At 65.5% G+C, this 22,790-nt stretch carries 24 protein-coding genes; 16 read left to right on the top strand and 8 right to left on the bottom strand.

The annotated features are described in order from the left end of the window. The first annotated feature begins 37 nt into the window (after nt 1-37). Together NFH97_RS04695 and NFH97_RS04690 are read left to right on the top strand one after the other, a co-directional pair. A complete protein-coding gene (locus NFH97_RS04695) occupies nt 38-472 on the top strand; it encodes an acyl-CoA thioesterase (protein WP_045992120.1) in 435 nt (144 codons plus the stop codon). Next, complete coding sequence (locus NFH97_RS04690) at nt 472-1,344, top strand: phosphoribulokinase (RefSeq protein WP_045992119.1); 873 nt, start codon at nt 472-474, stop codon at nt 1,342-1,344. Before NFH97_RS04695 ends, NFH97_RS04690 begins: the two co-directional genes overlap by 1 nt. Here NFH97_RS04690 and NFH97_RS04685 read toward each other — a convergent pair. Beyond that, complete coding sequence (locus tag NFH97_RS04685; RefSeq protein WP_108131332.1) at nt 1,314-2,306, bottom strand: DMT family transporter; 993 nt, start codon at nt 2,304-2,306, stop codon at nt 1,314-1,316. The two genes, NFH97_RS04690 and NFH97_RS04685, sit on opposite strands and share 31 nt — an antisense overlap. A 115-nt stretch (nt 2,307-2,421) precedes the next feature. Here NFH97_RS04685 and NFH97_RS04680 point away from each other — a divergent pair, with 115 nt between their 5' ends. Then, a complete protein-coding gene (locus NFH97_RS04680) occupies nt 2,422-3,849 on the top strand; it encodes an aminotransferase-like domain-containing protein (RefSeq protein ID WP_108448063.1) in 1,428 nt (475 codons plus the stop codon). A gap of 43 nt (nt 3,850-3,892) precedes the next feature. Here the strand turns inward: NFH97_RS04680 and NFH97_RS04675 are convergent, their stop codons facing one another. Next, nucleotides 3,893-5,137, bottom strand: a complete 1,245-nt coding sequence (locus tag NFH97_RS04675) for a cation:proton antiporter (RefSeq protein ID WP_045992117.1) — start codon at nt 5,135-5,137, stop codon at nt 3,893-3,895. A gap of 222 nt (nt 5,138-5,359) precedes the next feature. On the opposite strand from NFH97_RS04675, the gene NFH97_RS04670 reads away from it, so the two are divergent. Both NFH97_RS04670 and coq7 read left to right on the top strand, forming a co-directional pair. Next, the gene (locus NFH97_RS04670) at nt 5,360-5,701 is read left to right on the top strand and encodes a histidine triad nucleotide-binding protein (protein WP_045992116.1); all 342 of its coding nucleotides are present in this window, start codon (nt 5,360-5,362) and stop codon (nt 5,699-5,701) included. Nucleotides 5,702-6,074: 373 nt separating this feature from the next. Continuing rightward, a complete protein-coding gene (coq7, locus tag NFH97_RS04665; RefSeq protein WP_108131334.1) occupies nt 6,075-6,719 on the top strand; it encodes a 2-polyprenyl-3-methyl-6-methoxy-1,4-benzoquinone monooxygenase in 645 nt (214 codons plus the stop codon). Nucleotides 6,720-6,856: 137 nt separating this feature from the next. Here the strand turns inward: coq7 and NFH97_RS04660 are convergent, their stop codons facing one another. The 3 genes from NFH97_RS04660 to NFH97_RS04650 form a co-directional block, all read right to left on the bottom strand. After that, nucleotides 6,857-7,276: an OsmC family protein gene (locus tag NFH97_RS04660; RefSeq protein ID WP_108131335.1), complete on the bottom strand. Its 420-nt coding sequence runs from the start codon at nt 7,274-7,276 to the stop codon at nt 6,857-6,859. 88 nt (nt 7,277-7,364) lie between these two features. Continuing rightward, nucleotides 7,365-8,042 carry an N-acetylmuramate alpha-1-phosphate uridylyltransferase MurU gene (murU, locus tag NFH97_RS04655; protein ID WP_045991846.1) on the bottom strand — a complete coding sequence of 226 codons (678 nt, stop codon included), beginning with the start codon at nt 8,040-8,042 and terminating at the stop codon, nt 7,365-7,367. Continuing rightward, a complete protein-coding gene (locus NFH97_RS04650) occupies nt 8,039-9,079 on the bottom strand; it encodes an aminoglycoside phosphotransferase family protein (RefSeq protein ID WP_045991847.1) in 1,041 nt (346 codons plus the stop codon). The genes murU and NFH97_RS04650 overlap by 4 nt, the downstream gene beginning before the upstream one ends. A 188-nt stretch (nt 9,080-9,267) precedes the next feature. Here NFH97_RS04650 and NFH97_RS04645 point away from each other — a divergent pair, with 188 nt between their 5' ends. The 8 genes from NFH97_RS04645 (at nt 9,268) to NFH97_RS04610 (ending at nt 17,155) form a co-directional block, all read left to right on the top strand. Next, the gene (locus NFH97_RS04645; RefSeq protein ID WP_045991848.1) at nt 9,268-11,730 is read left to right on the top strand and encodes an LPS-assembly protein LptD; all 2,463 of its coding nucleotides are present in this window, start codon (nt 9,268-9,270) and stop codon (nt 11,728-11,730) included. A 77-nt stretch (nt 11,731-11,807) separates the two neighbouring features. Continuing rightward, nucleotides 11,808-12,449, top strand: coding sequence for a SurA N-terminal domain-containing protein (locus NFH97_RS04640; protein WP_045991849.1), 642 nt, complete (start codon nt 11,808-11,810; stop codon nt 12,447-12,449). 11 nt (nt 12,450-12,460) lie between these two features. Continuing rightward, nucleotides 12,461-13,510, top strand: coding sequence for a 4-hydroxythreonine-4-phosphate dehydrogenase PdxA (pdxA, locus tag NFH97_RS04635; protein ID WP_349624504.1), 1,050 nt, complete (start codon nt 12,461-12,463; stop codon nt 13,508-13,510). A 41-nt stretch (nt 13,511-13,551) separates the two neighbouring features. Next, nucleotides 13,552-14,364 (top strand): 16S rRNA (adenine(1518)-N(6)/adenine(1519)-N(6))-dimethyltransferase RsmA, encoded by an 813-nt coding sequence (rsmA, locus tag NFH97_RS04630; RefSeq protein WP_045991850.1) that lies wholly within the window; start codon nt 13,552-13,554, stop codon nt 14,362-14,364. After that, nucleotides 14,361-14,741 carry a Co2+/Mg2+ efflux facilitator ApaG/CorD gene (gene apaG / locus NFH97_RS04625; protein WP_045991851.1) on the top strand — a complete coding sequence of 127 codons (381 nt, stop codon included), beginning with the start codon at nt 14,361-14,363 and terminating at the stop codon, nt 14,739-14,741. Before rsmA ends, apaG begins: the two co-directional genes overlap by 4 nt. A gap of 39 nt (nt 14,742-14,780) precedes the next feature. Then, entirely contained in the window at nt 14,781-15,593 is an 813-nt protein-coding gene (locus NFH97_RS04620; protein WP_045991852.1) for a symmetrical bis(5'-nucleosyl)-tetraphosphatase, read from the top strand. A 66-nt stretch (nt 15,594-15,659) separates the two neighbouring features. Further along, complete coding sequence (gene glpE / locus NFH97_RS04615; RefSeq protein ID WP_045991853.1) at nt 15,660-15,998, top strand: thiosulfate sulfurtransferase GlpE; 339 nt, start codon at nt 15,660-15,662, stop codon at nt 15,996-15,998. Next, a complete protein-coding gene (locus NFH97_RS04610; protein WP_348827624.1) occupies nt 15,995-17,155 on the top strand; it encodes a tRNA nucleotidyltransferase/poly(A) polymerase-related protein in 1,161 nt (386 codons plus the stop codon). Before glpE ends, NFH97_RS04610 begins: the two co-directional genes overlap by 4 nt. Before the next feature lie 13 nt (nt 17,156-17,168). Here the strand turns inward: NFH97_RS04610 and folK are convergent, their stop codons facing one another. Beyond that, nucleotides 17,169-17,711 carry a 2-amino-4-hydroxy-6-hydroxymethyldihydropteridine diphosphokinase gene (folK, locus tag NFH97_RS04605; RefSeq protein ID WP_045991855.1) on the bottom strand — a complete coding sequence of 181 codons (543 nt, stop codon included), beginning with the start codon at nt 17,709-17,711 and terminating at the stop codon, nt 17,169-17,171. Then, the gene (gene folB, locus NFH97_RS04600; RefSeq protein WP_045991856.1) at nt 17,711-18,076 is read right to left on the bottom strand and encodes a dihydroneopterin aldolase; all 366 of its coding nucleotides are present in this window, start codon (nt 18,074-18,076) and stop codon (nt 17,711-17,713) included. Before folB ends, folK begins: the two co-directional genes overlap by 1 nt. A 204-nt stretch (nt 18,077-18,280) precedes the next feature. Between folB and NFH97_RS04595 the strand changes: the two genes are divergently transcribed. Next, nucleotides 18,281-18,868, top strand: a complete 588-nt coding sequence (locus tag NFH97_RS04595) for a glycerol-3-phosphate acyltransferase (protein ID WP_348827625.1) — start codon at nt 18,281-18,283, stop codon at nt 18,866-18,868. Between the two features lie 79 nt (nt 18,869-18,947). On the opposite strand, the gene tsaD is transcribed toward NFH97_RS04595, so the two are convergent. Then, a complete protein-coding gene (gene tsaD, locus NFH97_RS04590) occupies nt 18,948-19,976 on the bottom strand; it encodes a tRNA (adenosine(37)-N6)-threonylcarbamoyltransferase complex transferase subunit TsaD (RefSeq protein WP_349624503.1) in 1,029 nt (342 codons plus the stop codon). 389 nt (nt 19,977-20,365) lie between these two features. On the opposite strand from tsaD, the gene rpsU reads away from it, so the two are divergent. Both rpsU and dnaG read left to right on the top strand, forming a co-directional pair. Next, nucleotides 20,366-20,581: a 30S ribosomal protein S21 gene (gene rpsU / locus NFH97_RS04585; protein WP_013333229.1), complete on the top strand. Its 216-nt coding sequence runs from the start codon at nt 20,366-20,368 to the stop codon at nt 20,579-20,581. A gap of 178 nt (nt 20,582-20,759) precedes the next feature. Beyond that, nucleotides 20,760-22,574: a DNA primase gene (gene dnaG, locus NFH97_RS04580; RefSeq protein ID WP_045991859.1), complete on the top strand. Its 1,815-nt coding sequence runs from the start codon at nt 20,760-20,762 to the stop codon at nt 22,572-22,574. Nucleotides 22,575-22,790 lie beyond the last annotated feature (216 nt).

The following is a 22,790-nucleotide window of genomic DNA, read 5'->3' as shown; positions in this document are numbered from 1 at the left end:
CATGGTACTGACCAACAATAATCAGCAAGGAGCGAGCATGGAACGCGTCAAACTGGAGTTTCCCGAGCAGGCGATCGTCCACCGTCATGGTTTGACGGTGCGCGTGACCGACATGAACTACGGGCACCATCTGGGCCATGACGCCGTGATTTCGCTGTTGCACGAGGCCAGGGCGGCCGCCCTGGCCCATCTCGGGCTTCACGAAGGTGACATGGGAGGCTATCCCAGTGTCGCCGCTGACCTGGCGGTGCAGTACCAGGCCGAGTCTCGTTGGCCGGATGCCTTGACGGTCGAGACCGCCATCCCCGAACCGGCGCGCAAGGCCATCACGGTCTACCATCGCATGCGTCGCGACAGCGACCAGCGGATAGTGGCGACCGCCAGGCTCAACCTGATGGTGGTCGACCCCCAGGCAGGGCGTGCGGTGGCGGTGCCCGAAGCGGTACGTGACGCCCTGGCGAGGGCTGGCTGATGTCGAGGGAGTATCCAGTCATCGCGGTCACCGGCTCGTCCGGTGCCGGCACCACTACGGTCAAGCGTACCTTCGAGCGCATGTTCGCCCGGGAAGATGTCCATGCCGCCTTCGTCGATGGTGACGCCTTCCATCGCTACACCCGCCAGGAGATGGCGCGGATCTTTCGCGAGGAGCCCGAGCGCAAGGATGAGCTGTCCCACTTTGCGGTGGAGGCCAACCTGCTCGATCGCCTGGAGACGCTGTTCCAGGAGTACGGTGACAGCGGCGCCGGGACCTTCCGGCACTATATCCACGCCGAAGACAAGAAGATGATCGAGGCCGGCTACCAGGTCGGCACCTTCACCGAATGGCAGCCGCTGCCCACCGGTACCGACCTGCTGTTCTACGAGGGTCTGCACGGTGGGCTGGTCACCAGTGAGGTGGACATCGCCCGCCACGTCGATCTGCTGGTGGGCGTCGCCCCGACCATGAACCTCGAGTGGATCCAGAAGATCGACCGCGACATGCATGCCCGCGGCTACACCCAGGAAGCGGTCATCGACACCATCCTGGGGCGCATGGATGACTACGTGCGCTACATCCTGCCGCAGTTCTCGCGTACCCATATCAACTTTCAGCGGGTGCCCACGGTAGATACCTCGAACCCCTTCGAGGTCCAGGATATCCCCACCGATGCCGAGTCCTTCGTGGTGATCCGGTTCCGCGATCCGTCCACCGTGGATTTTCCCTACCTGCTGGCGATGATTCAGGACGCCTTCATGAGTCGCCCCCACACCCTGGTGGTGCCCGGCTCTCGTCTATCCTTGGCGATGGAGCTGATCCTCGGTCCGCTGGTGCGTCATCTGCTGGCCCAACGACGTTTTCGTTGAGCTGCCGCACCGTTGATGCCGGCTTCGTCTGACTGACAGGTCGGGATCGACGGCACCGGAGCTGGTGTGGCGAAGCGTTTTGCGCCGGCGACGCACACCACGACCGCGGCACAGGTGGCGAGCATCGCCACGCTGATCGACTCGTTCAACAACCAGGCCGCCAGGCCAAGCCCGAGAAACGGCTGCAGCAACTGTAGCTGACCCACCGCGGCCACCCCACCGAGCGCCAGGCCGCGATACCAGAAGATGAAGCCAATCAGCATGCTGAACAGCGATACATAGCCCAGCGACCACCAGGCGGCGCTGCCGATACCCTGCAGGGTCGGCGGTTGCGATGCGACCGCCAGAGGCAGCATCAACGGCAGGGTCAGGGTCAGCGCCCAGCAGATCACCCGCCAGCCTTGCAGCCGTCTTGATAGTCGCGCGCCCTCGGCGTAACCGAGCCCGCAGACGGTCACGGCGGCCAGCATCAACAGATCGCCGGTCAAGGAGGCGCTGCCAGGCTGGCCGAGCGCGAAGCCTGCGACCAGCGCAGCACCGCTCAACGAGCAGGCCCAGAACGCCGGGCGGGGCCTGTCGCCGGTACGCAGCACCCCGAACAGCGCGGTAGCCATCGGCAGCAGGCCGATATAGACCAGCGAGTGCGCTGCGCTGACGTGCTCCAGCGCCATGGCGGTCAGCAGTGGAAACCCCACCACCACGCAGGCGGCAACCAGCCCCAGCGATGCAAGCTCATCGGTCCGCGGCCGGCGTCCCTTCAGGCACGCCAGCAATACCACCGCCACCAGTCCCGCCAGGCTGGCCCTGGAAAAGGTCAGAAACAGCGGATCGAAGGCCCTCACCGCCACCCGGGTGGCGGGCAATGAACCGCTGAAGATGGCCATGCCGAGGGCGCCGCAGGCCCAGCCCTTGCCAAGGTCCGGGCGGTGTGTCGGGTTCAATGGTCGGTGTCGTGAGGGCATCTGCGCGAACTCCGTGGCGGGTCAGTAGCGCCTAGGGTGAAGGGCGTGCGCTGGTGCAGCCAGAGACGGTGCAGTACAGTTTTGACAAACTGTCATGGTGGAGCCTCCAGTACAGATGAAGGCACAGGACATCGATCGTCGGGCGGGCATCAGCCTGGTCGAGCAGGTGGTAGCGCTGATCCAGCGCCGCATGGCCCAGCGTCAGCTGGCGCCAGGTGCGCGCCTGCCGTCGATTCGCGGCTTGGCTGAATCGCTCGGGGTGTCACGCTCCACCGTGGTCGAGGCCTACGATCGGCTGGTCGCCGAGGGCGCCATCCATTCCCGTCGCGGCGCCGGCTTTTTCGTCGGTGATCGCTTGCCGCCGCTGTCCCTGGCGGAGCTGGCGCCCCGTCGCGAGCGCGAAGTGGACCCGCTGTGGCTGACCCGCCAGGCGCTCGAGAGCGACCATTACCGGCTGAGGCCAGGCTGTGGCTGGCTGCCGGCAGAGTGGATGCCCCACGAGGAGATTCGCCGTGGGCTGAGGCAGTTGGCGAGGCGTTCCGGCGCTGTCGCCAGCCTGACCGACTATGCGTCGCCCCAGGGCCTGCAAGCACTGCGTCAGGTGCTGGCGCATCGCCTTACCGAGCGGGGTGTCGAGGCGGCGCCGTCCCAGATCCTGCTGACCGAGTCCGGCACCCAGGCCATCGATCTGTTGTGTCGGTTTCTGCTCGAGCCGGGCGACCGCGTGCTGGTCGATGACCCCTGCTATTTCAACTTTCATGCCCTGCTGCGTGCCCACCGGGTCAAGGTGGTGGGGGTGCCCTTCAGCCCTGCGGGGCCGGACCTATCGCGCCTTGCCGAGGCCCTCGAGCAGCATCGTCCGCGGCTCTATATCACCAACTCGGGGCTGCATAATCCAACCGGTGCCAGCCTGTCACTGGCGGTGGCCCACCGCGTGCTGCGCCTGGCCGAGCGTCACGACCTGCTGATCATCGAGGACGACATCTTCGCCGACTTCGAGCACCAGGCGTCACCACGCCTGGCGGCGCTGGACGGGCTCGAGCGGGTAATCCAGGTGGGCAGCTTCTCCAAGACCCTGTCGGCCTCGGTGCGCTGTGGCTATATCGCCATCCGCCCCGAGTGGTTCGAGGAGCTGGTCGACCTGAAGCTGGCGACCTCCTTTGGCGCCAGCGCGCTGTCGGCAGAGCTGGTGTTCCAGCTGGTCAGGGAAGGCGCCTATCGACGTCACCTCAACGTGCTCAGGACGCGCCTAGCAGACGCCATGGGACAGGTCATGCCGCGACTGCGCTCGGCGGGCCTGGAGCCCTGGGTGGAGCCCAGTGCGGGGCTCTTTCTGTGGACGCGACTGCCCGCGGGGCTCTGCGCCAAGGACGTGGCCAGAGCGGCGTTGGACGAGGATCTGGTACTGGCGCCTGGGGAGGTGTTCAGCCCGGAAACGGCGAACAGTCACTACCTGCGCTTCAATGTGGCGCAGTCGCTGGATGATGACGTCTTCAGGGCGCTGGACCGGGCCATGGAGCGGGCGGCCCGGGGCGGGGACTGACCTTCGTGGTGCCATGCCAGTCCCGCTCATCCTGGAGGGGGGCTCAGTGGCCGGGAGGCGCCTGCTTGACGGGGGCGTCCTTGGCGGCGCCAGAGCCGACAAAGCGCTGGGCCATGGGCTGGGCGCTGACGCCGTGCAGCACCACCGAGATCATGACCGTCAACACCACGCAGGCGAGGATCTCGTCGCTGCCGGGGATCGGGTACTGATCGTAGATCAGCAGTGCGAACAGGATGCTGGCCAACCCCCGAGGTCCGAACCAGCCGAGGAAGGTCTTTTCATAGGCGGACAAGCCGAGTCCGGTGAGCGATATCCAGATCGGAATCATGCGAATCACCGACAGGTACATCAGCGCCAGGGCCACGGTCTTCCAGGATGCATGCGAGAGGGCCAGCGGCACCATTACCGCACCGAAGATCAGGAAGGTGGCGATGGTCAAGAGCTGGCCCTCGCTCTCCATGAACTCCTCGATGAAGGTGGTGTCATGGCGTAGCTGGTTGCCGAAGGTCAGGCCGCCGAGGAACACCGCGATAAAGCCGTTGCCGCCGACGGTTTCGGCGACCAGATAGATCAGGAAGGCCAGCGCCAGAAACAGGATGCCCTGATAGATGACGGTGACGTAGCCGCGGTCGATGGCGGCGTCGAGCAGGCGGGCAAAGCCCCAGCCGAACAGCACCCCGACCAGCGGCCCGAGGGTCAGTTGCAGCAGGGCGAAGGTCCAGAGGTTGTTCGGGGCGTCGGCGACCTCGGTGCCGGTGGCCGCCACCGCCAGCAGTGCCGAGGCAAGAATCACGGGTACAGCCAGACCATCATTGAGCCCACTTTCGACGTTGATCGACTGGCGGATACGTTCCGGCACGCTGGGGCTCGATACCACCGCCTGGCCCAAGGCCGCGTCGGTCGGGGTAAGAATCGCCGCCACCAGCATGGCGGTGCCCCAGGCTGCTTCCGGCGAGACCCACTTGGCCATCAGCGTGCCCAGCAAGACCGTCAGGGGCATGCCGATCAACAGCATGCGCAGCGGAATCGCCAGGTTCTGGCGCAGAGACTTCAGCTTGACCACCGAGGCATCGGCGAACAGCACGATGATCAGGGTGATCTCGGCGATCACCTGGGTCAGCTCCTGCTGCATGTCCATGGGCACCAGGTCCGGCGTCAGCGCGCCCAGCCCCATCCCCGCGGCCATGAACACCATGGGCAGACTGATCAGCGAGGCCGAGATGCGCCGCGACAGCAGGGCAAAGGCGATGATGATCAGAAGGATCAGCAGCAGGGCGGTGTGATGCATGGCAGGCGACACTCCGAAAATGCATGGGAGCTACGGTTGTACCATAGCCGCAATGGCTTGGGGGGGCAGGCGAGCGCGATGACCAGAGGTGCATAACTGGCGGTTTGGGAACGTTGCTCATGGGGCCTGGGTCAGTGATCGGGCGAGTCAGGGGACTGACAGCAGCCCTGTTGGCGGGTAATCTCGAAGACACCGTTTTTTCAGTGTGCCCCGGAGCCTGCCATGGATTGCCTGTTCTGCAAGATCATCAACCGCGAGATTCCCGCCGATATCGTCTACGAGGACGATCAGGTGCTGGCCTTCAACGATATCGATCCCAAGGCCCCGACCCATATGCTGGTCATCCCCAAGAAGCATATTGCCACCCTCAACGACATCACCGAGGAAGACCAGGCACTGGTGGGGCGCCTGCCGCTGACCGCCTCGCGTCTGGCCAAGGACCTCGGGTTTGCCGAAGACGGCTTCAGGGTGGTGATGAATTGCAATGAAGACGGCGGCCAGACGGTCTATCATATTCACATGCACGTGATGGGCGGTCGTCGCTTCACATGGCCGGCTGGCTAGCCGGCGCGCAACGGAGTCTCTTCCGGCAGTTCAAGCGCTCGACGCATCCGTGCATTCTCCGGCGTCGCCTGGTGTCCCCCAGGCGGCGCCGATCGCTTTTTGTTTCTAGGCGCAGCCGAGGGGCTGGTGCCCCATTTGAAAAGCCGGCGCCGATCGCTTTTGGTGTGTGTTGAGCGTCGAGGCGTCGCCGCCCTCAACATGAAGAACCGGCGCCGATCGCTTTTTGTTTCTAGGCGCTGCCGAGGGGCCGGTGCCCCATTTGAAAAGCCGGCGCTTGAGTGCCGCCGACGCTTGCGTAGAATAATCCCTTGATGCGAACGTTCATCGTTTCGCCCATGTTCGCTGGCTCACTTAGTCGTACAAGGATCGCGCCATGTCCCGCTCTCTCAGCCCCGCCGATCGGGCCATCCATCAGTTCGACAATGTATTGCGCACCCTGGTGCCGGGGGCGGCGCGGGCATCTCGGCCGACGCCCGCGGTCGATACGATCCATGACGGCGAAATGAGCCCGGATGAGCGCCATCACGCGGCCGGCCTGATGCGCATCAACCACACCGGAGAGGTATGCGCCCAGGCGCTGTACCAGGGCCAGGGCCTGACCGCCAAATTGCCGGAGGTGCGCGGCCAGATGGAGGAAGCCGCCCAGGAAGAGATCGATCACCTTGCCTGGTGCGAGGACCGGCTCAGGGAGTTGAATGCGCCGACCAGTCGACTCAATCCGCTGTTCTATGCGGCGTCCTTCGGCATGGGGGCGCTGGCGGGGGCGGTTGGCGATCGTGTCAGCCTGGGCTTTGTCGCCGCCACCGAGGAGCAGGTTGGCAAGCATCTGGACGAGCACCTCGAGACCTTGCCCGAAGGGGACAAGCGCTCCCGGGCGGTGCTCAGGCAGATGGCCATCGACGAGGCCCACCACGCCCAGCAGGCGCTGGAGGCTGGTGGCGCCAGGTTCCCTGGCCCGGTCAAGGCCGGCATGACGCTGATGTCCAGGGTGATGACCAAGAGCGTCTACCGCATCTGATCCTGTGCCGGTGGCCAGCGCCTGATGCTGCGATGGCCTCGCCCTCACGCAAAAGCCCCTGCCGATCGGCAGGGGCTTTTGCGTGAGGGTGGCTGTCGATCCGAGGCGCTCGCTGCTGCGCGGCGCTCGAAGCGGCCTCAGGATTCGACGATGGTGTAGGAATGGGTGACCTCGACGCCGCCCTTGGCCAGCATGATGGAGGCGCTGCAGTACTTGTCGGCGGAGAGTTCCACCGCGCGCTGGACCTGCTTTTCCTTGAGCCCCTTGCCGGTGACGGTGAAGTGCACGTGGATCTTGGTAAACACCGACGGCACGCTGTCGGCGCGTTCGGCCTCGATGTCGGCGACGCAGTCTTCCACCGGGGCGCGGGACTTCTCGAGGATCTCCAGCACGTCGAAGGAGGTGCAGGCGCCCATGCCCATCAGCAGCATCTCCATCGGGCGCGGCCCGGTGTTGCGGCCACCGTGATCGGGGGGGCCGTCGATGACCACGGCGTGGCCACTACCGGATTCGGCCACGAACTGACGGCCGTCGGTCCATTTGACGCTGGCTTTCATGGGGATTCCTTCTTTTTCTGCGATAGTGATGTCGATGTTTTTTGATGCGGTCTGCAAGATGCGGTCTGCAGGATGCAGCCGGACTCAATCAGCGTTCGCCAGGAGCGCCGCCGAGTCGGTGATTCAACGCCTCGAGGCGCTCGGGCGTACCCACGTCGACCCAGTCTCCCCGATGGTGGGTGCCGGCGACGAGGTCGCGGGCCATGGCCTCGCGAAGCAGTGGAGCGACAGGATAGCAGGGAGCGGGCAGGTCATTCACCAGACGCGGGTCGATCAGCGCTATCCCCGAGTAGGTCAACTTTGGCGAGCCGTCGCTCGAAACTCTGCCGCCGGCCGCCAGGTGGAAGTCGCCGTCCGGGTTGTGGACGGGGTTGTCGACCAGCACCAGATGGGCCAGATCGCCCTCCAGAGAGGGCAGGGCGCTGGGGTCGATGTCGCAGAAGGCATCGGCGCTGACCAGCACGAAGGGCTCCTCGCCGAGCAGTGGGCGAGCCTTGGCGATACCGCCGGCGGTCTCCAGCGGCTCGTCCTCGCGACTGTAGGCAATCGATACCCCGTAGCGTTCACCGTCGCCCAGGGTCTCGATAATCTGGTCGGCACGGTAGCTGACGTTGATCACCACCTGTTCGATACCGCAGCCGGCCAGGCGCCTGAGGTGGTGGCCAATCAGCGGTTCGCCGGCCACCGGCAACAGGGGTTTGGGGCAGTGGTCGGTCAGCGGCCGCATGCGTTTGCCGAGACCGGCGGCCAGGATCATGGCTTTCATGGGCGCACCTCTGCGACGCGGGCTTCGATCAGCGGGCGCAGGCTGTCTTCGACCCAGGCGCTGAAGTCGGCGTGTCCCGCGAGGCCCTCCAGCCCCTCGAGGCTGTCCTGAAGATGGGCAAGAAAGTGAGGTAGACGCGCCAGGTAGCCGTCGCGCTGGTCGCGCAGGGTCAGGCGACAGAAGATGCCGAGCACCTTGAGCGCACGCTGGGCAGCCATGGCATTGACCCAGCGCAGGAAACTGTCGCTATCTACCGAGTCAGACAGGCGCCCGTCGGCTATCGCGCGCTGGCGGAAAGCCTCGCTCCAGGCCGCCCGGGTGGCCGCATCGAAGCGCCGATAGCGCCCGTGCAACAGCGAGATCAGGTCATAGGTGATGGGGCCTGCCAGGGCGTCCTGGAAGTCGATCAACCACAGTTCGGCGGCGTGACGCATCAGGTTCATGGCATCGAAGTCGCGGTGCACGGTGACCACCGGCTGGGCCAGCGCCTGTTCGATCAGCGCCTGGCGCAGCGCAGGCCAGCCGGGAGGCTGGCCATCCAACTCCAGCCACTGGGCGAGGCACCAGTCGGGGAACAGGTCCAGCTCCCGGGCCAGCGTTACGGCGTCGTAGGGCGGCAGGCTATCGCTCGGAGCCTTCCGCTGAAGCTCCTCGAGCAGCGCGATGGCGGCGTCGAAATGGGCGTGGGTGGTGGCCTCGTCGGCACCGTCGAGGGCCAGGTGCAGCGGCTCGTCGCCGAGGTCCTCAAGCTCCACGAAGCCCTGGTCGGCGTCCACGGCATAGACCCGGGGTACCGGCAGGCCCGCTGCGTGCCAGTCACGGGCGATGGCGACGAAGGGGCCGACGTCCTCCTGGGGGGGTGGGGCGTCCATCAGCATGCGGGTCTCCCCACTTTCCAGGGTGAGGCGGTAGTAACGCCTGAAGCTGGCGTCGCCGGCGGCCAGCACGAGATCGCTCGAGCCCTCGATGGACGGGTGCTGTGCCTGTGCCCAAAGGCGCAGTTGCTCGAGTCGGCGGGGGCTTTCAGCCTGGGACATCGGGGGGAAAACTCCTGGTGGCGGCAGGGCGAAGGATGCCAATGTCGGTTGACGCTCCGTTGGCCTCACCGCATGCTGTGCATGGATCAAGGGCGGCCGTGGCGCGAATCTCGTTGGAACAGATCGGCGTTACAGGTCGGCCGCGGCCTGTATAATACCGATTCACCCCGTCGAGGACAGCGTGCAACATGGCCAAGCGATACGCATGGACGGCCCTGGCGGGCCTCGCCACCACCAGTCTGGTGTCGTCCCCCCTGTGGGCGGCCCCACCTGAACCCCTGCCGGCAAGCCAGATGGATTGGCAGCCCTGGGGCGATGACCGTCCCGCCGGGACGGTGTGCCGAGGCTACTACGTTCAGCCCGAATACCGCCTTCCTGCGCCGGCCATCGATGGCCAGGTCAACAGCGAATCCAACACCGCCAACTACGGCACCGACGGTGACACCGTGCTCGACGGTGAAGTGGTGCTGCGCAAGGGCGATACCCAGCTCGAGGCAACCCGGGTGCAGGTACCACCGGAGCGTGACCTGGCCAACGCCAGTGGTCCCCTGACCCTGCGCGACAAGGGCCTGCTGGTGCGCGGTGACAGCGCCGAGGTGTCGCTGAACAGCGACCAGGCCACCATCGATTCGGCCCACTACGTGGCCCACGAGTCGCGCCTGCGCGGCGATGCCATCCAGCTCGAGCGAGTCAGTGACAACGTCTTTCGTCTGCGCGAGGCCAGCTTCACCACCTGTGAGCCTGGCGACAGCACCTGGCGCCTGATCGGCAACGATATTCTGCTGGATCGCAATCAGGGCTACGGTACCGCCAAGCATGCCCGCCTGGAGGTAGGCGATGTGCCGGTGTTCTACTGGCCCTGGGTGCGCTTTCCCATCGACGAGCGGCGCCAGACAGGCTTCCTGTGGCCGACCATCGGCGTCTCCGACGGTGGTGTCGACTACGCGCAGCCCTTCTATCTGAATCTGGCGCCCAACTATGACGCCACCATCACCCCGCGCTGGATCGACGACAGCGGGTTATTGATGGGGGCGGAGTTCCGCTACCTGTTTCCCACCGATCAGGGCACCCTGGAAGGCGCCTACATCGGTGACGACGAGTCCGCCGGAGATGACGACTCCACCACCGAGCTCGAGAACGGCGACGAACGCTGGTACTTCGACTACAGCCATTACGGGCGCTTCAGCTCGCGCGTTCCCTACCGGCTGCGCTATGGCGCCGCCAGTGACGGCCGCTATTTCGATGACTTCGGGCGTACCTTTGGTGAGACCGATACCAGCAACATGGCGCGTCTGGCCCAGATCGACTACCTCGGCGACACCTGGAACCTCCAGGCCAAGGCCCAGGGCTATCAGCTGCTGGACGATCCGGTCGACGAAGGCGACAAGCCCTTCTACCGGCTGCCGAGCCTGACCGCCAACGGCCGCTGGTCCCAGGACCTCGGCTTCTATCAGGAGTGGAACTCCAACGCCACCTACTTCTGGCGCGATATCGAGGGCGACGAGAACGGCTTCTACGACTACGAGGATACCCAGCGCCGCATCCCGCTCAGGGAAGACGTCAAGGGCGCCCGCCTGGATCTGGCGCCGGCGGTGGGCTACCGCTTCGAGCCGAGCTGGGGCTTCTTCGAACCCCGCGTGGCGCTGCAGCACACGAGCTATGACCTCGACTATGACGAGCGCATCACCGACAACAGCGAGAGCCCGACGCTGACCGCACCGGTGACCACCATCGACGCCGGGCTGATCTTCGAGCGCGACTTCGCCTTTGGCGGTGACGACTGGCGCCAGACCCTCGAGCCACGCCTCAACTACGCCTACGTACCGGAGCGCGACCAGAGTGACTTCCCCGACTTCGACACCGAGGAACTGGCGTTCTCCTGGGGCCAGCTGTGGTCGCCGTACCGCTTCTCCGGCGGCGATCGTCTGGGCGACCTGAACCGTTTGTCCTACGGCGTGGAAAGCCGCTTCCTCGAAGACCAGAGCGGCCGCGAGCGGTTGTCTGTGGGGGTCGGGCAGTCGGCCTACTTCGAGGACCGCAATATCGATATGGCCGGTGATCCCGACACCTTGCCCGGCGATGAGGAGTCGTTCGACTACTACGAAGCCACCCGCGATCGTTCGCCCTGGGTGACCCGAATCAACTGGCAGATCACCGACAATTGGAGCACCCGCTGGCAGTGGCTCTACGACGACGAGGAGAGTCGCACCGAGAGCACCGGCCTCGGCGTGCAGTACCGTGCCGACGCCGGTCACGTGCTCAACCTGGGCTACCGCTGGGAGATCGAAGGCTTCGACAACGCCGACGATGACGATGACGTTCGCAACTACAACCGCGAAGAGTACGACATGTCCTTCGCCTACAAGGCGACGGATCGTTTCGACGTCATCGGCCGGGTGCTCTACGACAACACCAACGACCGTGCCCTCGACCAGATGGCGGGTGTGCAGTGGAACGACTGCTGTTATGGTGTGCAGGTCGTGTGGCGCGAGTGGATCGAAGACGAGGACACCGCCAACAACATCGAGGACGACACCACGGATCGCGGGCTCTTCCTGCGCTTTGTGCTCAAGGGCTTCGGTGGCATCGGTGGCGACGCGGACACCTACTTCCAGTCTGCGGTGCCCGGTTACCGTCCCGGCCTGAACTAAATACCCTGGCGTATCCCCAACGGCGAGCACGAGACGTGCTCGCCGCATCGAATCTGAGTGAACGAGGAAGCATGACTATGCGTAGCCGACCCCTTGCCGCCCTGGCGATGGCCGCCTGTCTGGCACTGACCACCGTGGCGGCCCACGCCCAGGACGGTTACCGCCAGCCGCTGGATCGGATCGTCGCCGTGGTCAACGAGGACGCCATCATGGCCTCCCAGCTCGATGACCGTGTCGAGCAGGCCATGGCCAGACTGCGCGCCAGCGACATGGACACTCCTCCGGAGCAGGCCCTGCGTGAGCAGATTCTGGACCGCATGATCGTCGAGGAGATCGAGGTGCAGATGGCCGAGCGCATGAACCTGAGCGTCGACGATACCGAGCTCAATCGTCAGGTGCGCGCCGTGGCCAACCAGAACGGTGTCAGCCTGGAGCAGTTCGCCGATCGGCTCGAGTCCCAGGGCATGAGCCTGTCCCAGGTGCGTGATCAGATCCGTCGCGAGATGCTGATCATGAAGGTCCAGCAGGCCCAGGTGTCCAGCCGGATCAACATCTCCGAGTCCGAGGTCGAGCGCTATCTGCAGCAGCAAGGCGTCGGTACCAGCCGCGAGGAGGCGCGCCAGGCGATCTTCCAGCGCAAGGCCGGCGATGAACTCGAGAAGTGGGTTCAGGAAATTCGCGGCGAGGCCTTCGTCGAGAAGCGCCTGAACCAGGGCTGATGTCGCAGCGGATGAAGGCACCGATCGTGGTGACCACCGGCGAACCCGCCGGCATCGGTCCCGAGCTTGCCCTGATGCTGGCTGCGCGCCACGCCACCGACTGGGTCGCCATTGGCGACCCAGAGCTGTTGAGGGCTCGCGCCTTGGCGCTCGGACTGGATGTCGAGGTGGTAATAGCGGCACCGGGCGAGGCGCACCCGGGGCCGCGCCGGCAGCGTCTGGCGGTATGGCCGGTCGCGCTCAAGGAGGCCAGCGAGCCTGGCGTGCTGTCGACGGCCAACGCCGACTATGTGCTCGAGACCCTGGATATGGCGGTGGCCCAGTGCCTGGCCGGCAAGGCCTCGGCGATGGTCACGGCGCCGCTGCACAAGGGGGTGATCCGCGACGCGGGCCATCACCACTTCACCGGCCACACCGAGTACCTGCGCGATGCCTGCGGGGTCGAGGAGGTGGTCATGATGCTGGCCACCGACAGCGCCCTGCACGGGCGCGTCGTCTCGGCCGACGCCACCACTGATTCATTGCGTTCGATACCGCTGCGGGTGGCCCTGGCGACCACCCACCTGCCGCTGCGCGAGGTGGCCGACGCGCTGTCTCGAGAGGGTCTCGAGCGAGTGCTGCGTATTCTGGCCCGGGACCTGACAGACTTCTTTGGCGTTGTCTCTCCGCGGATCGCCGTGTGCGGTCTGAACCCCCACGCCGGCGAGGATGGGCATCTCGGGCGCGAAGAGATCGAGATCATCACCCCGGTGCTCGAACGGCTACGTGAAGAAGGACTGGCCCTTGACGGGCCGCTGCCGGCGGATACCCTTTTCACCCCGCGTCATCTCGACGGCGTCGACGCGGTGCTGGCGATGTATCATGACCAGGGTCTGCCGGTGCTCAAGTACTCGGGATTCGGCCAGGCCGCCAACATCACATTAGGGCTGCCGCTGGCACGGACCTCGGTGGACCACGGCACCGCCCTGGACCTGGCCGGGCATGGCACCGCCAGTCCCGATAGCCTGGCGGTGGCGATTGCCCTCGCCGAGGATATGGGCAGCCGGGTGGCCGAGCGCTGAAGGTCCGTCACCCCAACCCTCGTTTTGCAAAGGATTCAAGCATGTCATCCCGCCCCACGGCGCACCGGGCCCGCAAGCGCTTCGGTCAGAACTTCTTGCGTGATCCCGGCGTCATCTCGCGCATCGTGCGTTCCATCGGGGCGCGCCCCGGCGACCGTATGGTCGAGATCGGCCCAGGCCAGGGGGCGCTGACCGAACCACTGCTCGATGCCACCGACGGTGATCTCGAGGTCATCGAGCTGGACCGGGACCTGATTCCGGGGCTGCGGGTGCAATTCTTCAATCACCCGAACTTCGTCATCCACGAAGGCGACGCCCTCAAGATGGACTTCGTTGCGCTACGCGGCGAAGGCCAGCCACTCAGGGTCGTCGGCAACCTTCCCTACAACATCTCGACCCCGCTGATCTCGCACCTGCTCAGGGCCGGCGACGCCATCCAGGACATGCACTTCATGCTGCAGAAGGAGGTGGTGGATCGTCTTGCGGCGCCACCGGGCGGAGGTGATCGTGGGCGGCTGTCGGTGCTGGCGCAGTACTTCTGCGACGTCGATTCGCTGTTCGTGGTACCGCCGGAGGCCTTCGTGCCGCGTCCCAAGGTGGACTCGGCCATCGTCAGGCTGACCCCGCGTGAGCGACCCCAGGGGCGGGCCAAGGACGAGACGTTGCTGTTCGACGTGGTGCGCGAGGCCTTCGGTCAGCGGCGCAAGACGCTGCGCAACAATCTCAAGGGACGCATCGACGGTGACGCCCTCGAGGCCCTCGGTATCGATCCGAGCCGGCGGCCCCAGACGCTGGAGGTGGAAGAGTTCGTGTCCATCGCCAACGCCTTGAGTGCAGAGGAGAATCCGTCATGAGCGAGATGCCTGACGTAAGGGTCGATGTGGAGCCCGCCTATCGTGAAGATGAATCTTCGCCGATGGAGAACCGCTTCGTGTTCAGCTACACGGTGACGGTGCACAATCATTCGCCGGGGAATATCCAGTTGATGGCGCGTTTCTGGAAGATCACCCAGACCAGCGGGCAGGTCCAGGAGGTTCGCGGCAAGGGGGTGGTCGGCAAGCAGCCGATGATAGGCCCCGGTCAGACCTTTCAGTACACCAGTCGTGCCATTCTCGACGGGCCGGTAGGGTTCATGGAAGGGGCCTACACCTGCGTGGACACCGCCAGCCAGCGTCCCTTCGAGGTGCCGATCACGGTGTTTCGCCTGGCCACACCCAACCAGATTCACTGATCTGGCGAATCGAACGCCCTTCAAGAGCCCCGAGATCCTATGAAACGCTACGCTATCGGTGACCTTCAAGGCTGTCACGAGGAATTCATCGCCCTGCTCGAGGCGCTCGACTTCGATCCACGTCGGGATCAGTTGTGGCTGGCCGGAGATCTGGTCAACCGCGGGCCGGGGTCGCTGGCCTGCCTGCGCGAAGTGATGGCGCTGGGGGAGGCGGCCAGGGTGGTGCTAGGCAACCACGACCTGCATTTGCTGGCGGTGGCGCGAGGTGGCGCCGCGACCAAGCGCAAGGACACCATCGACGATATTCTAGAGGCCGAGGATCGCGAGACCCTGCTCGACTGGCTCCAGGCCAGGCCGCTGCTGGTGCGCGATGGCAATACCCTGATGACCCACGCCGGCCTGCCGCCCCAGTGGGGGCTGGATCAGGCCGAGTCGCTGGCCGGTGAGGTCGAGTGGATGCTGACCGGCGAGCGTGCCGGCGATTTTCTCACGCGCATGTACGGCAATCGTCCGCGCCGCTTCAAGCCGCACCAGGAAGGGGTCGACCGCCTGCGGGCCATCGTCAACACCCTGACCCGTATGCGCTTCATCGACGCCGAGGGGCGCCTGGATTTCGACGCCAAGGAAGGCCTGGACAGTGCGCCGGATGGCTTCGCTCCCTGGTTTCAGTACCCTCGCCAGGATGATCCCTGGCTGCTGTTCGGCCACTGGGCCGCGCTCAACGGCGAGGCCATCGGCAGTCGGGTTCGCGCCGAGGCGCTGGATACCGGCTGCGTCTGGGGCGGCAGTCTGACCGCGCTGGACCTGGACAGCGGCGAGCGCATCAGCGTGCCCAGTCGGCAGTTTGCGTAACGCCGCAGGCCACTCGCCGATACCCGCTTCCCCGTGCCCGACCCTTCCCTTTATCAAGGAGTCCATATGACGTCCGCCGCCTTCGAACATCTGGATATCGAGCGCCTGAGCCAGTGGCTCGATGAGCAAGGCGAGCTGTGTCTCGTCGATATTCGCGATCCCGGCAGCTACGCCCAGGGCCACATTCCCGGCAGCCGCCATCTGGACAACCACAGCGTAGGGCCGTTGGTCGAACAGACGCCGAAGGATAGACCCCTGGTAGTGGTGTGCTATCACGGCCATTCCAGCCAGCAGGCGGCAAGCTGGCTCAGCGCCCAGGGCTTCGAGCGCGTCTACAGCCTCGATGGTGGCTTTACCGAGTGGCAGCATCGCCTGCCCGAACGGGTGAGCCGGACGGCGTCATGACCCAGGAACGCGAGCAGCGTCAGGGCGACGAGCCTTGTGCGGGGCTGGAGGTCTATCGGGTGGGTGGCGCGGTACGCGACGCGCTGCTTGGCTGGCCGGTGAAGGACACCGACTGGGTGGTGGTCGGTGCCACCCCCGAGGCCATGCGCCAGCGTGGTTTTCGCCCGGTGGGGCGCGACTTTCCGGTATTTCTGCACCCCGAGACCCACGAAGAGTACGCCCTGGCGCGGACCGAGCGAAAGTCCGGTCACGGCTATACCGGCTTTGTGGTGCACGCCAGCCCCGAGGTGACCCTGGAGGAAGACCTGGCCCGCCGCGATCTGACCATCAACGCCATGGCCGAGTCACTCGACGGCGCGCTGGTGGATCCCTTCGATGGCCGTCGAGACCTCGATGATCGACTGCTGCGCCACGTCAGCCCGGCTTTCGTCGAGGATCCCTTGAGGGTGCTGCGTACCGCCCGCTTTCTGGCCCGTTATGCAGGTCTTGGCTTTCGCATCGCCGAACCGACCCAGGCGCTGATGCGCCAACTGGCCGACAGCGGTGAGCTCGACCATCTGGTGGCCGAGCGGGTCTGGGTGGAGACCGAGAAAGCGCTCGGCGAGCCCGAGCCGCGGCATTACTTCGATGCCCTGGCCGCCTGCGGTGCACTTGAGCGGCTGATGCCGGCGCTGAACGAGGCGGGCGGTGATGCCCTGGAGCGCGCGCTTGTGCGGATGACGAGATTGCCCGAGGCGTTGTCCGGTTCGCCCTGTTGGCGCTGGGGGCGCCTGGTGGAGGCGCTGAGTGCGCCCGCACGCAAGGCCCTGGAGGAACGCCTCAAGCTACCCAACGACTATCGTGACGCCGGGCATCAGTTGGCGTCGACCCGACAGCTGGCGGCGTCGCTTGCTCAGGACGGTGATCGCTCGGCGCCGTTGATCGCCATGGACTGGCTCGATGGCATCGACGCCTGGCGCCGCGGTGAGCGGGTGGCGCCGCTGCTGGCGGTGCTGGCACTTAGGCGTCCCGGGGACGCCGAACGCTTGGCGCTGGGCTATCGTACGGCGCGGGCGCTCTCGCCCAGAGACCTGCTCGATGAGGGCTTCAAGGGTGCGGCGCTGGGTCAGGAGCTACGACACAGGCGGCTTGCCGTCCTGGAAGACGCCTGGCGCTAGCGGGCTTGCGGGGCTACTGCTCGAGAGTCCCCTCGAGTGCTGCGCGTGAAGGCAGCGCCCGATCCCCCCAGTGGAACTCGATGGGCCACAACGGCTGGTCGTCCGCGTCGAAGGCCTGCCAGATCTCTTGATAGCAGCGCCCGTCGAGGGGGTGGCGGTGCTCCGGCAGCAGCTCGGCCATGGGCCAGAGCACGAAGGCGTGGTGCAGGATTTCGCCTCGCGGCAGGCTGACGCCGTCGATGTCGCCTACCTGCTCGCCGACGGTGAGGATGTCCACGTCGAGGGTGCGAGGGCTGAACTTGGGGCTGTCCTTGCGTCGACCATTGGCGGCCTCGAGACGTTTGCACCAGGCCTGCAGTTCGCCAACGGACCAGTCGCTGTAGAGGGCGACCACCAGGTTGTAGAAGTTGCGACCGTCTTCGAAGCCGACCGGCTTGCTTTCGTAGACCCGCGAGATGGCAAGCTCGCCAAAGGTCTCCGACAGGGCGTCCAGGCAGACGCGAATATGCTGGTCGCGCTCGATATTGCTGCCAAGACTCAGGGTTACCAGCGCCATCAGTGGCCCCCGGGGCGCTGACCGCGCTCGATGCTGACGCCTACGGCGCGGGCGTTGGCCACCGCCCCGGGCTTGCGCAGGGTCATCTTCAGCCAGGGCACGCCGAACTCCTCCTGCAATAGTTCCGCCAGCCGCTCGGCGAAGGTTTCCACCAACTCGAAGCTGTGTTCTTCGGCGAAGACCCCGATGCGACGGCTGATGGCGTCATAGTCGAGGGTCTGGCTCAGGTCATCGTCTTGCGCTGCAGCGCGGATGTCGGTGGCCAGGACCAGGTCCAGCGTCAGGCGCTGGGTGATGCTGCGCTCCCAGTCATAGACGCCGATGACGGTATCCAGTTCAAGGCCTTCGATCAGTACCTGATCCATCGGTGATCCCCGGTGATTGTCCTCCCGGCCGCTAAGCAAGAACCGGGAAAAGCAGGTGTGACAAGGCGCCCGATTGTACTTGAGCCGCCCCCCGGGAAACAGGCCGCGGGTGACTCGCGAGTGCTCGTACTGGCAAACTACGACGGAATGCCCTTGAGTGTGGCATCTTTCGCCAGCACCGGTTGCGTCGGGTCAGGAGTCGCCATGGGTTCATCGTTGGAAGTGATACTGCCCTTGACCGCTCTTGCCTACCTGAGCGGCACCTGGCTGGGCGCCATCAGCGTCTGCCGCTGGGCCGGGCGCCCGGATCCGCGGCTCAGCGGCTCCTGCAATCCCGGCTTCTCCAATGTGCTTCGCCAGCACGGCGTGCCGCTGGCGCTGGCGACGCTGGCGATCGACGCCCTGAAAAGCTGGCCTGTGCTGCTGCTCGGCCTGTGGCTCGAACTGCCGCCCTGGGGGCTAGGCCTGGTGGGGCTCGGTGTGCTGCTGGGCCACTGCTACCCGGCGTGGTTTCGCTTCCGTGGTGGCAAGGCGGTGGCCAGCGCCTTCGGCGTGATGCTGTTGTTGACCCCTGGGGTAGCCCTGGTCAGCGCCGTGATCTGGGTGCTGCTTGCCTGGTGGGCGCACACCGCGGCGGTGGCCTCACTGACCAGCGCCACCCTGGCCCCGCTGCTGAGCCTGTGGCTGGCGCCGGACTTTGTCTGGGTGGTGCTGGTATTCGCCGGTCTTGTGGTGGCCCGCCACGCCATCAATATCGGCCGGTTGCGCCAGGGCAAGGAGCCCCACCTGTAACGCGACCGGCTCGATGGGGCAGGCAGGGCACCTGGGCGTATAGAGAGCGCAATCATGGCCCTTTCTTCTTGCTAGTCGACTACGGCGCACTGAGTTGATCCATCGGCCAGCGCGGCACCGCCTGCATCTGACCCACGATATCCTTTTCTCCTGCGATCAAACGCTGAGCACCGGCATAAGCGATCATGGCCCCGTTGTCGGTGCAGAAGCGGCCGCGAGGGTAGTAGGCGCGAGCCCCCTGTTTTCGCGTCGCTTCTTCCAGCTTGGCGCGCAGGCGCACATTGGCACTGACACCGCCGGCCACCACCAGGCGGGTGAGCCCGGTCTGCTTGAGGGCCCGACGGCACTTGATCGCCAGGGTGTCGGCGACGGCTTCCTCGAAGGCCCTGGCGACGTCGGCGCGGGCCTGGTCGTCGAGCTGGCCAGCCTGTGCTAACTGACGAATGGCGGTCAGGGTGTGGGTCTTGAGCCCCGAAAAGCTGAAGTCGAGACCCGGGCGATCGGTCATCGGCCGGGGGAAGCGGAAGCGGCCCGGGTCGCCGCCCTCGGCCAGGGCGGCTACCCGCGGGCCGCCGGGATAATCGAGGTCCAGCATCTTGGCAGCCTTGTCGAAGGCTTCGCCGGCGGCATCGTCCACCGATTCGCCCAGCAGCTGATAGCACCCGATGCCGTCAACCTGGACCAGCTGGGTGTGGCCGCCCGAGACCAGCAATGCCACGAAGGGAAAGGCCGGAGGCTCGTCCTCGAGCATGGGAGCGAGCAGGTGTCCTTCCATATGATGAACGCCGAGCACCGGAATGCCGAGTGCGCGGGCCATGCCGTGGGCGGTGCTGGCGCCGACCATCAGCGCGCCGACCAGTCCGGGGCCTGCCGTGTAGGCGATGGCGTCCAGCTGGGTGCGTTCGAGCTGTGCTCCAGAGAGCACCTGGTCGATCAACGGCAGCAGGCGCCGGGTATGGTCGCGAGAGGCGAGTTCCGGCACCACACCGCCGTAGTCCGCGTGCATCGCCACCTGGCTATGCAACGCATCGGCCAGCAAGCCGCGGTCGGTGTCGTAAAGGGCGACGCCGGTCTCGTCGCAGGAGGTTTCGATGCCTAGTACGCGCATGGATCGGGCTCGGGAAACGGTGAAAGGGGGGAGTATTCTACGCCGATTTGGCTTCCGCTGCATAAGCGACGGGCTCCCTTTCGGCGGCCGCGGCGCGCCTTGTGGCAGGCAAGCAGCGCTGGCGGCGGGTACAGATTGAAGGGTGAGCGAGACGAAAGCATTTGCAAGAAAGCGGGATGGTCACTAAAATACTGTCCGCTGCAAGACTGGGTCGTGCATCCAGGGCTCGCTTCCCCCGTCTCTGTTCCGTTTCAGGTCATGCCCGCAGGGTTCCTGCGCTGAGCTGTTGTCAGCTCAAGGGTTGGCCGGACAAGGAGTGGTGCGGGGTATTGGCCTTGAAGGTGTGCGTACAAACCGAACTCAAGTTACCCAAGGTAGGTGAGTGCTTAATGCCTTCTGTCAAAGTACGTGATAACGAGCCGTTTGACGTCGCTCTGCGTCGCTTCAAGCGTTCCTGTGAAAAAGCCGGCGTTCTGTCCGAGGTTCGTCGTCGTGAGCAGTACGAGAAGCCGACTGCCGAGCGCAAGCGCAAGGCTGCTGCCGCTGTCAAGCGTCACGCCAAGAAGCTCCAGCGCGAGCGCAAGCGTTTCGAACGGCTCTATTGATCCGTACTTGAGTCGAGCGCGGTCCGCCGCCCTCGGTTCAGGAGGACGCCAAGCGGCCGCCATTGAGGTGGCCGCTTGTTTTTCTGACGTTTGTCGCCGACTCCCGCTTCGCTTCTCTTGCTCCTGCTAGTGCATTGTCTAGCGCGCTTCAGTCGAGAGGGCTCCTGTCGAGCAGAATATGGCCGGTCAGATTCCCCAGCGTTTCATCGATGATCTCCTTGCCCGCGTCGACGTGGTCGAAGTGGTGGGAGAGCGCGTCAAGCTGAAAAAGGCCGGGCGCAACCATTCCGGTCTGTGCCCCTTCCACCAGGAAAAGAGCCCGTCTTTCACGGTCAGTGCGGACAAGCAGTTCTATCACTGCTTCGGCTGCGGCGCCCACGGCAACGCCCTGCGCTTTCTGATGGAGTACGACAAGCTGCGGTTTCCCGAAGCGGTGGAGCAGCTGGCCTCGCGGATGGGAATGGAAGTGCCGAGGGAAGGGGCGGACGACCCTCGCGCCCAGGCCCGCGAGAAGAAGCGCAAGGAAGGCGTCAACCTGCTGGAAATGTCGGCCAGCTATTTTCGCGAGCGGCTCAAGATGCCGGAAGGCAAGGCGGCGCGCGAATACCTCGAGGGTCGAGGGCTGTCCGATGAGGTGCGCGAGACCTTCGGCATCGGTTACGCGCCGGCCCAGTGGGAGGCGCTGAAGCGACACCTGGGCAGCCAGGGCGTCGATGAATCGGTGCAGATCGAGTACGGCCTGCTGGTGCATCACGAGGACAGTGGCCGCAGCTACGACCGCTTCCGCGACCGGGTGGTCTTTCCGATCCGCGATATTCGCGGCAGGACGCTTGGCTTCGGCGGCCGAGTGATGGGCGACGCCAAGCCCAAGTATTTGAACTCGCCCGAGACGCCGGTGTTCCACAAGGGGCGCGAGCTCTACGGCCTCTATGAGGCACGTCAGGCCAATCATCGCCTGGAACGCCTGCTGATCGTCGAGGGCTACATGGACGTGGTGGCGCTGGCCCAGTTCGGCATCCGCAACGCGGTGGCGACGCTTGGCACCGCCACCACCGCCGATCACCTGCGTCGGCTTTTCCGTCTGGTCAGCGAAGTAGTGTTCTGCTTCGACGGCGACAAGGCGGGACGTCAGGCGGCGGCGCGGGCGCTGGAAACGGTGCTGCCGGAGATGATCGATGGTCGCCAGGCACGCTTCCTGTTCCTGCCGGAGGGGGAGGATCCCGACTCCCTGGTGCGCAAGGAGGGAACCGAGGCCTTCGAGGATCGGGTGACGTGCGCAAGCCCTCTGTCGGAGTTTCTGTTCGAGCACGCCGCCCAGGGGCGCGATCTGGCCCAGCTTGAGTCGCGAGAGCGCTACGCCAGTCAGGTGCTGGCAGCGATCGAGAAGCTGCCGCAGGGGGTGCTCAAGTCGCTGATGCTGACCGAACTCTCGCGTCGCACCGGGGTCGAGCAGTCGCGCTTCGAGGCGCTGCTGGCGCCGGCGCCCGAGGACAACGACGTCGCGCCGGTCGATGAGTTTTTCGAACCCGTCGTCGAGGACGGCGAGCCGGCGCCACGGCCGCGCCGTTCCGGGGGCGCCCTTGGCCTGATGGCGCGAACCCTGCAATTGCTGGTTCACGAGCCCAGGCTGGTGGAGCGCTTGCCCGAATCGCTGGACTGGTGCGGGGGGCAGGACGAGGACGCCCGGCTGTGCCGGGAGGTCATTACCTTGCTGCGCGCTGGCGGCTACTCAAGCGCTCAGGTGCTGCTGATGCACTTCCACGGTAGCGAGGACGGTGAGCGGTTGGCGGCGCTGGCGCGACGGGAGTTGTTGATCCCGGTGGCAGCCAGGGCGGCGGAGCTCGATGGTCTGGTGAGCTATTTTCAGAGAGCCAGTCAGACTCCGTCCCGGCAGGAAGAGATCGACGCCTTGCTGAGGCGGCAACAGTCCGGCGAGCGGTTGTCGAGTGAAGAACGCGGGCGCTTGATGGAGTTGCTGGCGGCGGGGCGCTAGGTCGCTTGCGGCAGGGCGCGAGCGCTGTCACGACGGCAGGTTCGGCTACCACTAATGGTAAGAACCTGTGAGCGATCGACGACAAATATGAGGTATGGATGCGGGTAGGGTTGAATTTTGTCCTACCATCACCATCTAAGGGATACGGCGCTGACAAGTGGCGCAACCAGATAAACTAACACACCTGAGACATCGCGCAAACACTCCAGACTGGCA

The organism is Halomonas sp. SCS19, assembly GCF_040147015.1.
Lineage (GTDB): Bacteria > Pseudomonadota > Gammaproteobacteria > Pseudomonadales > Halomonadaceae > Halomonas > Halomonas litopenaei.
This window is presented reverse-complemented; position numbering and strand designations above follow the sequence as displayed.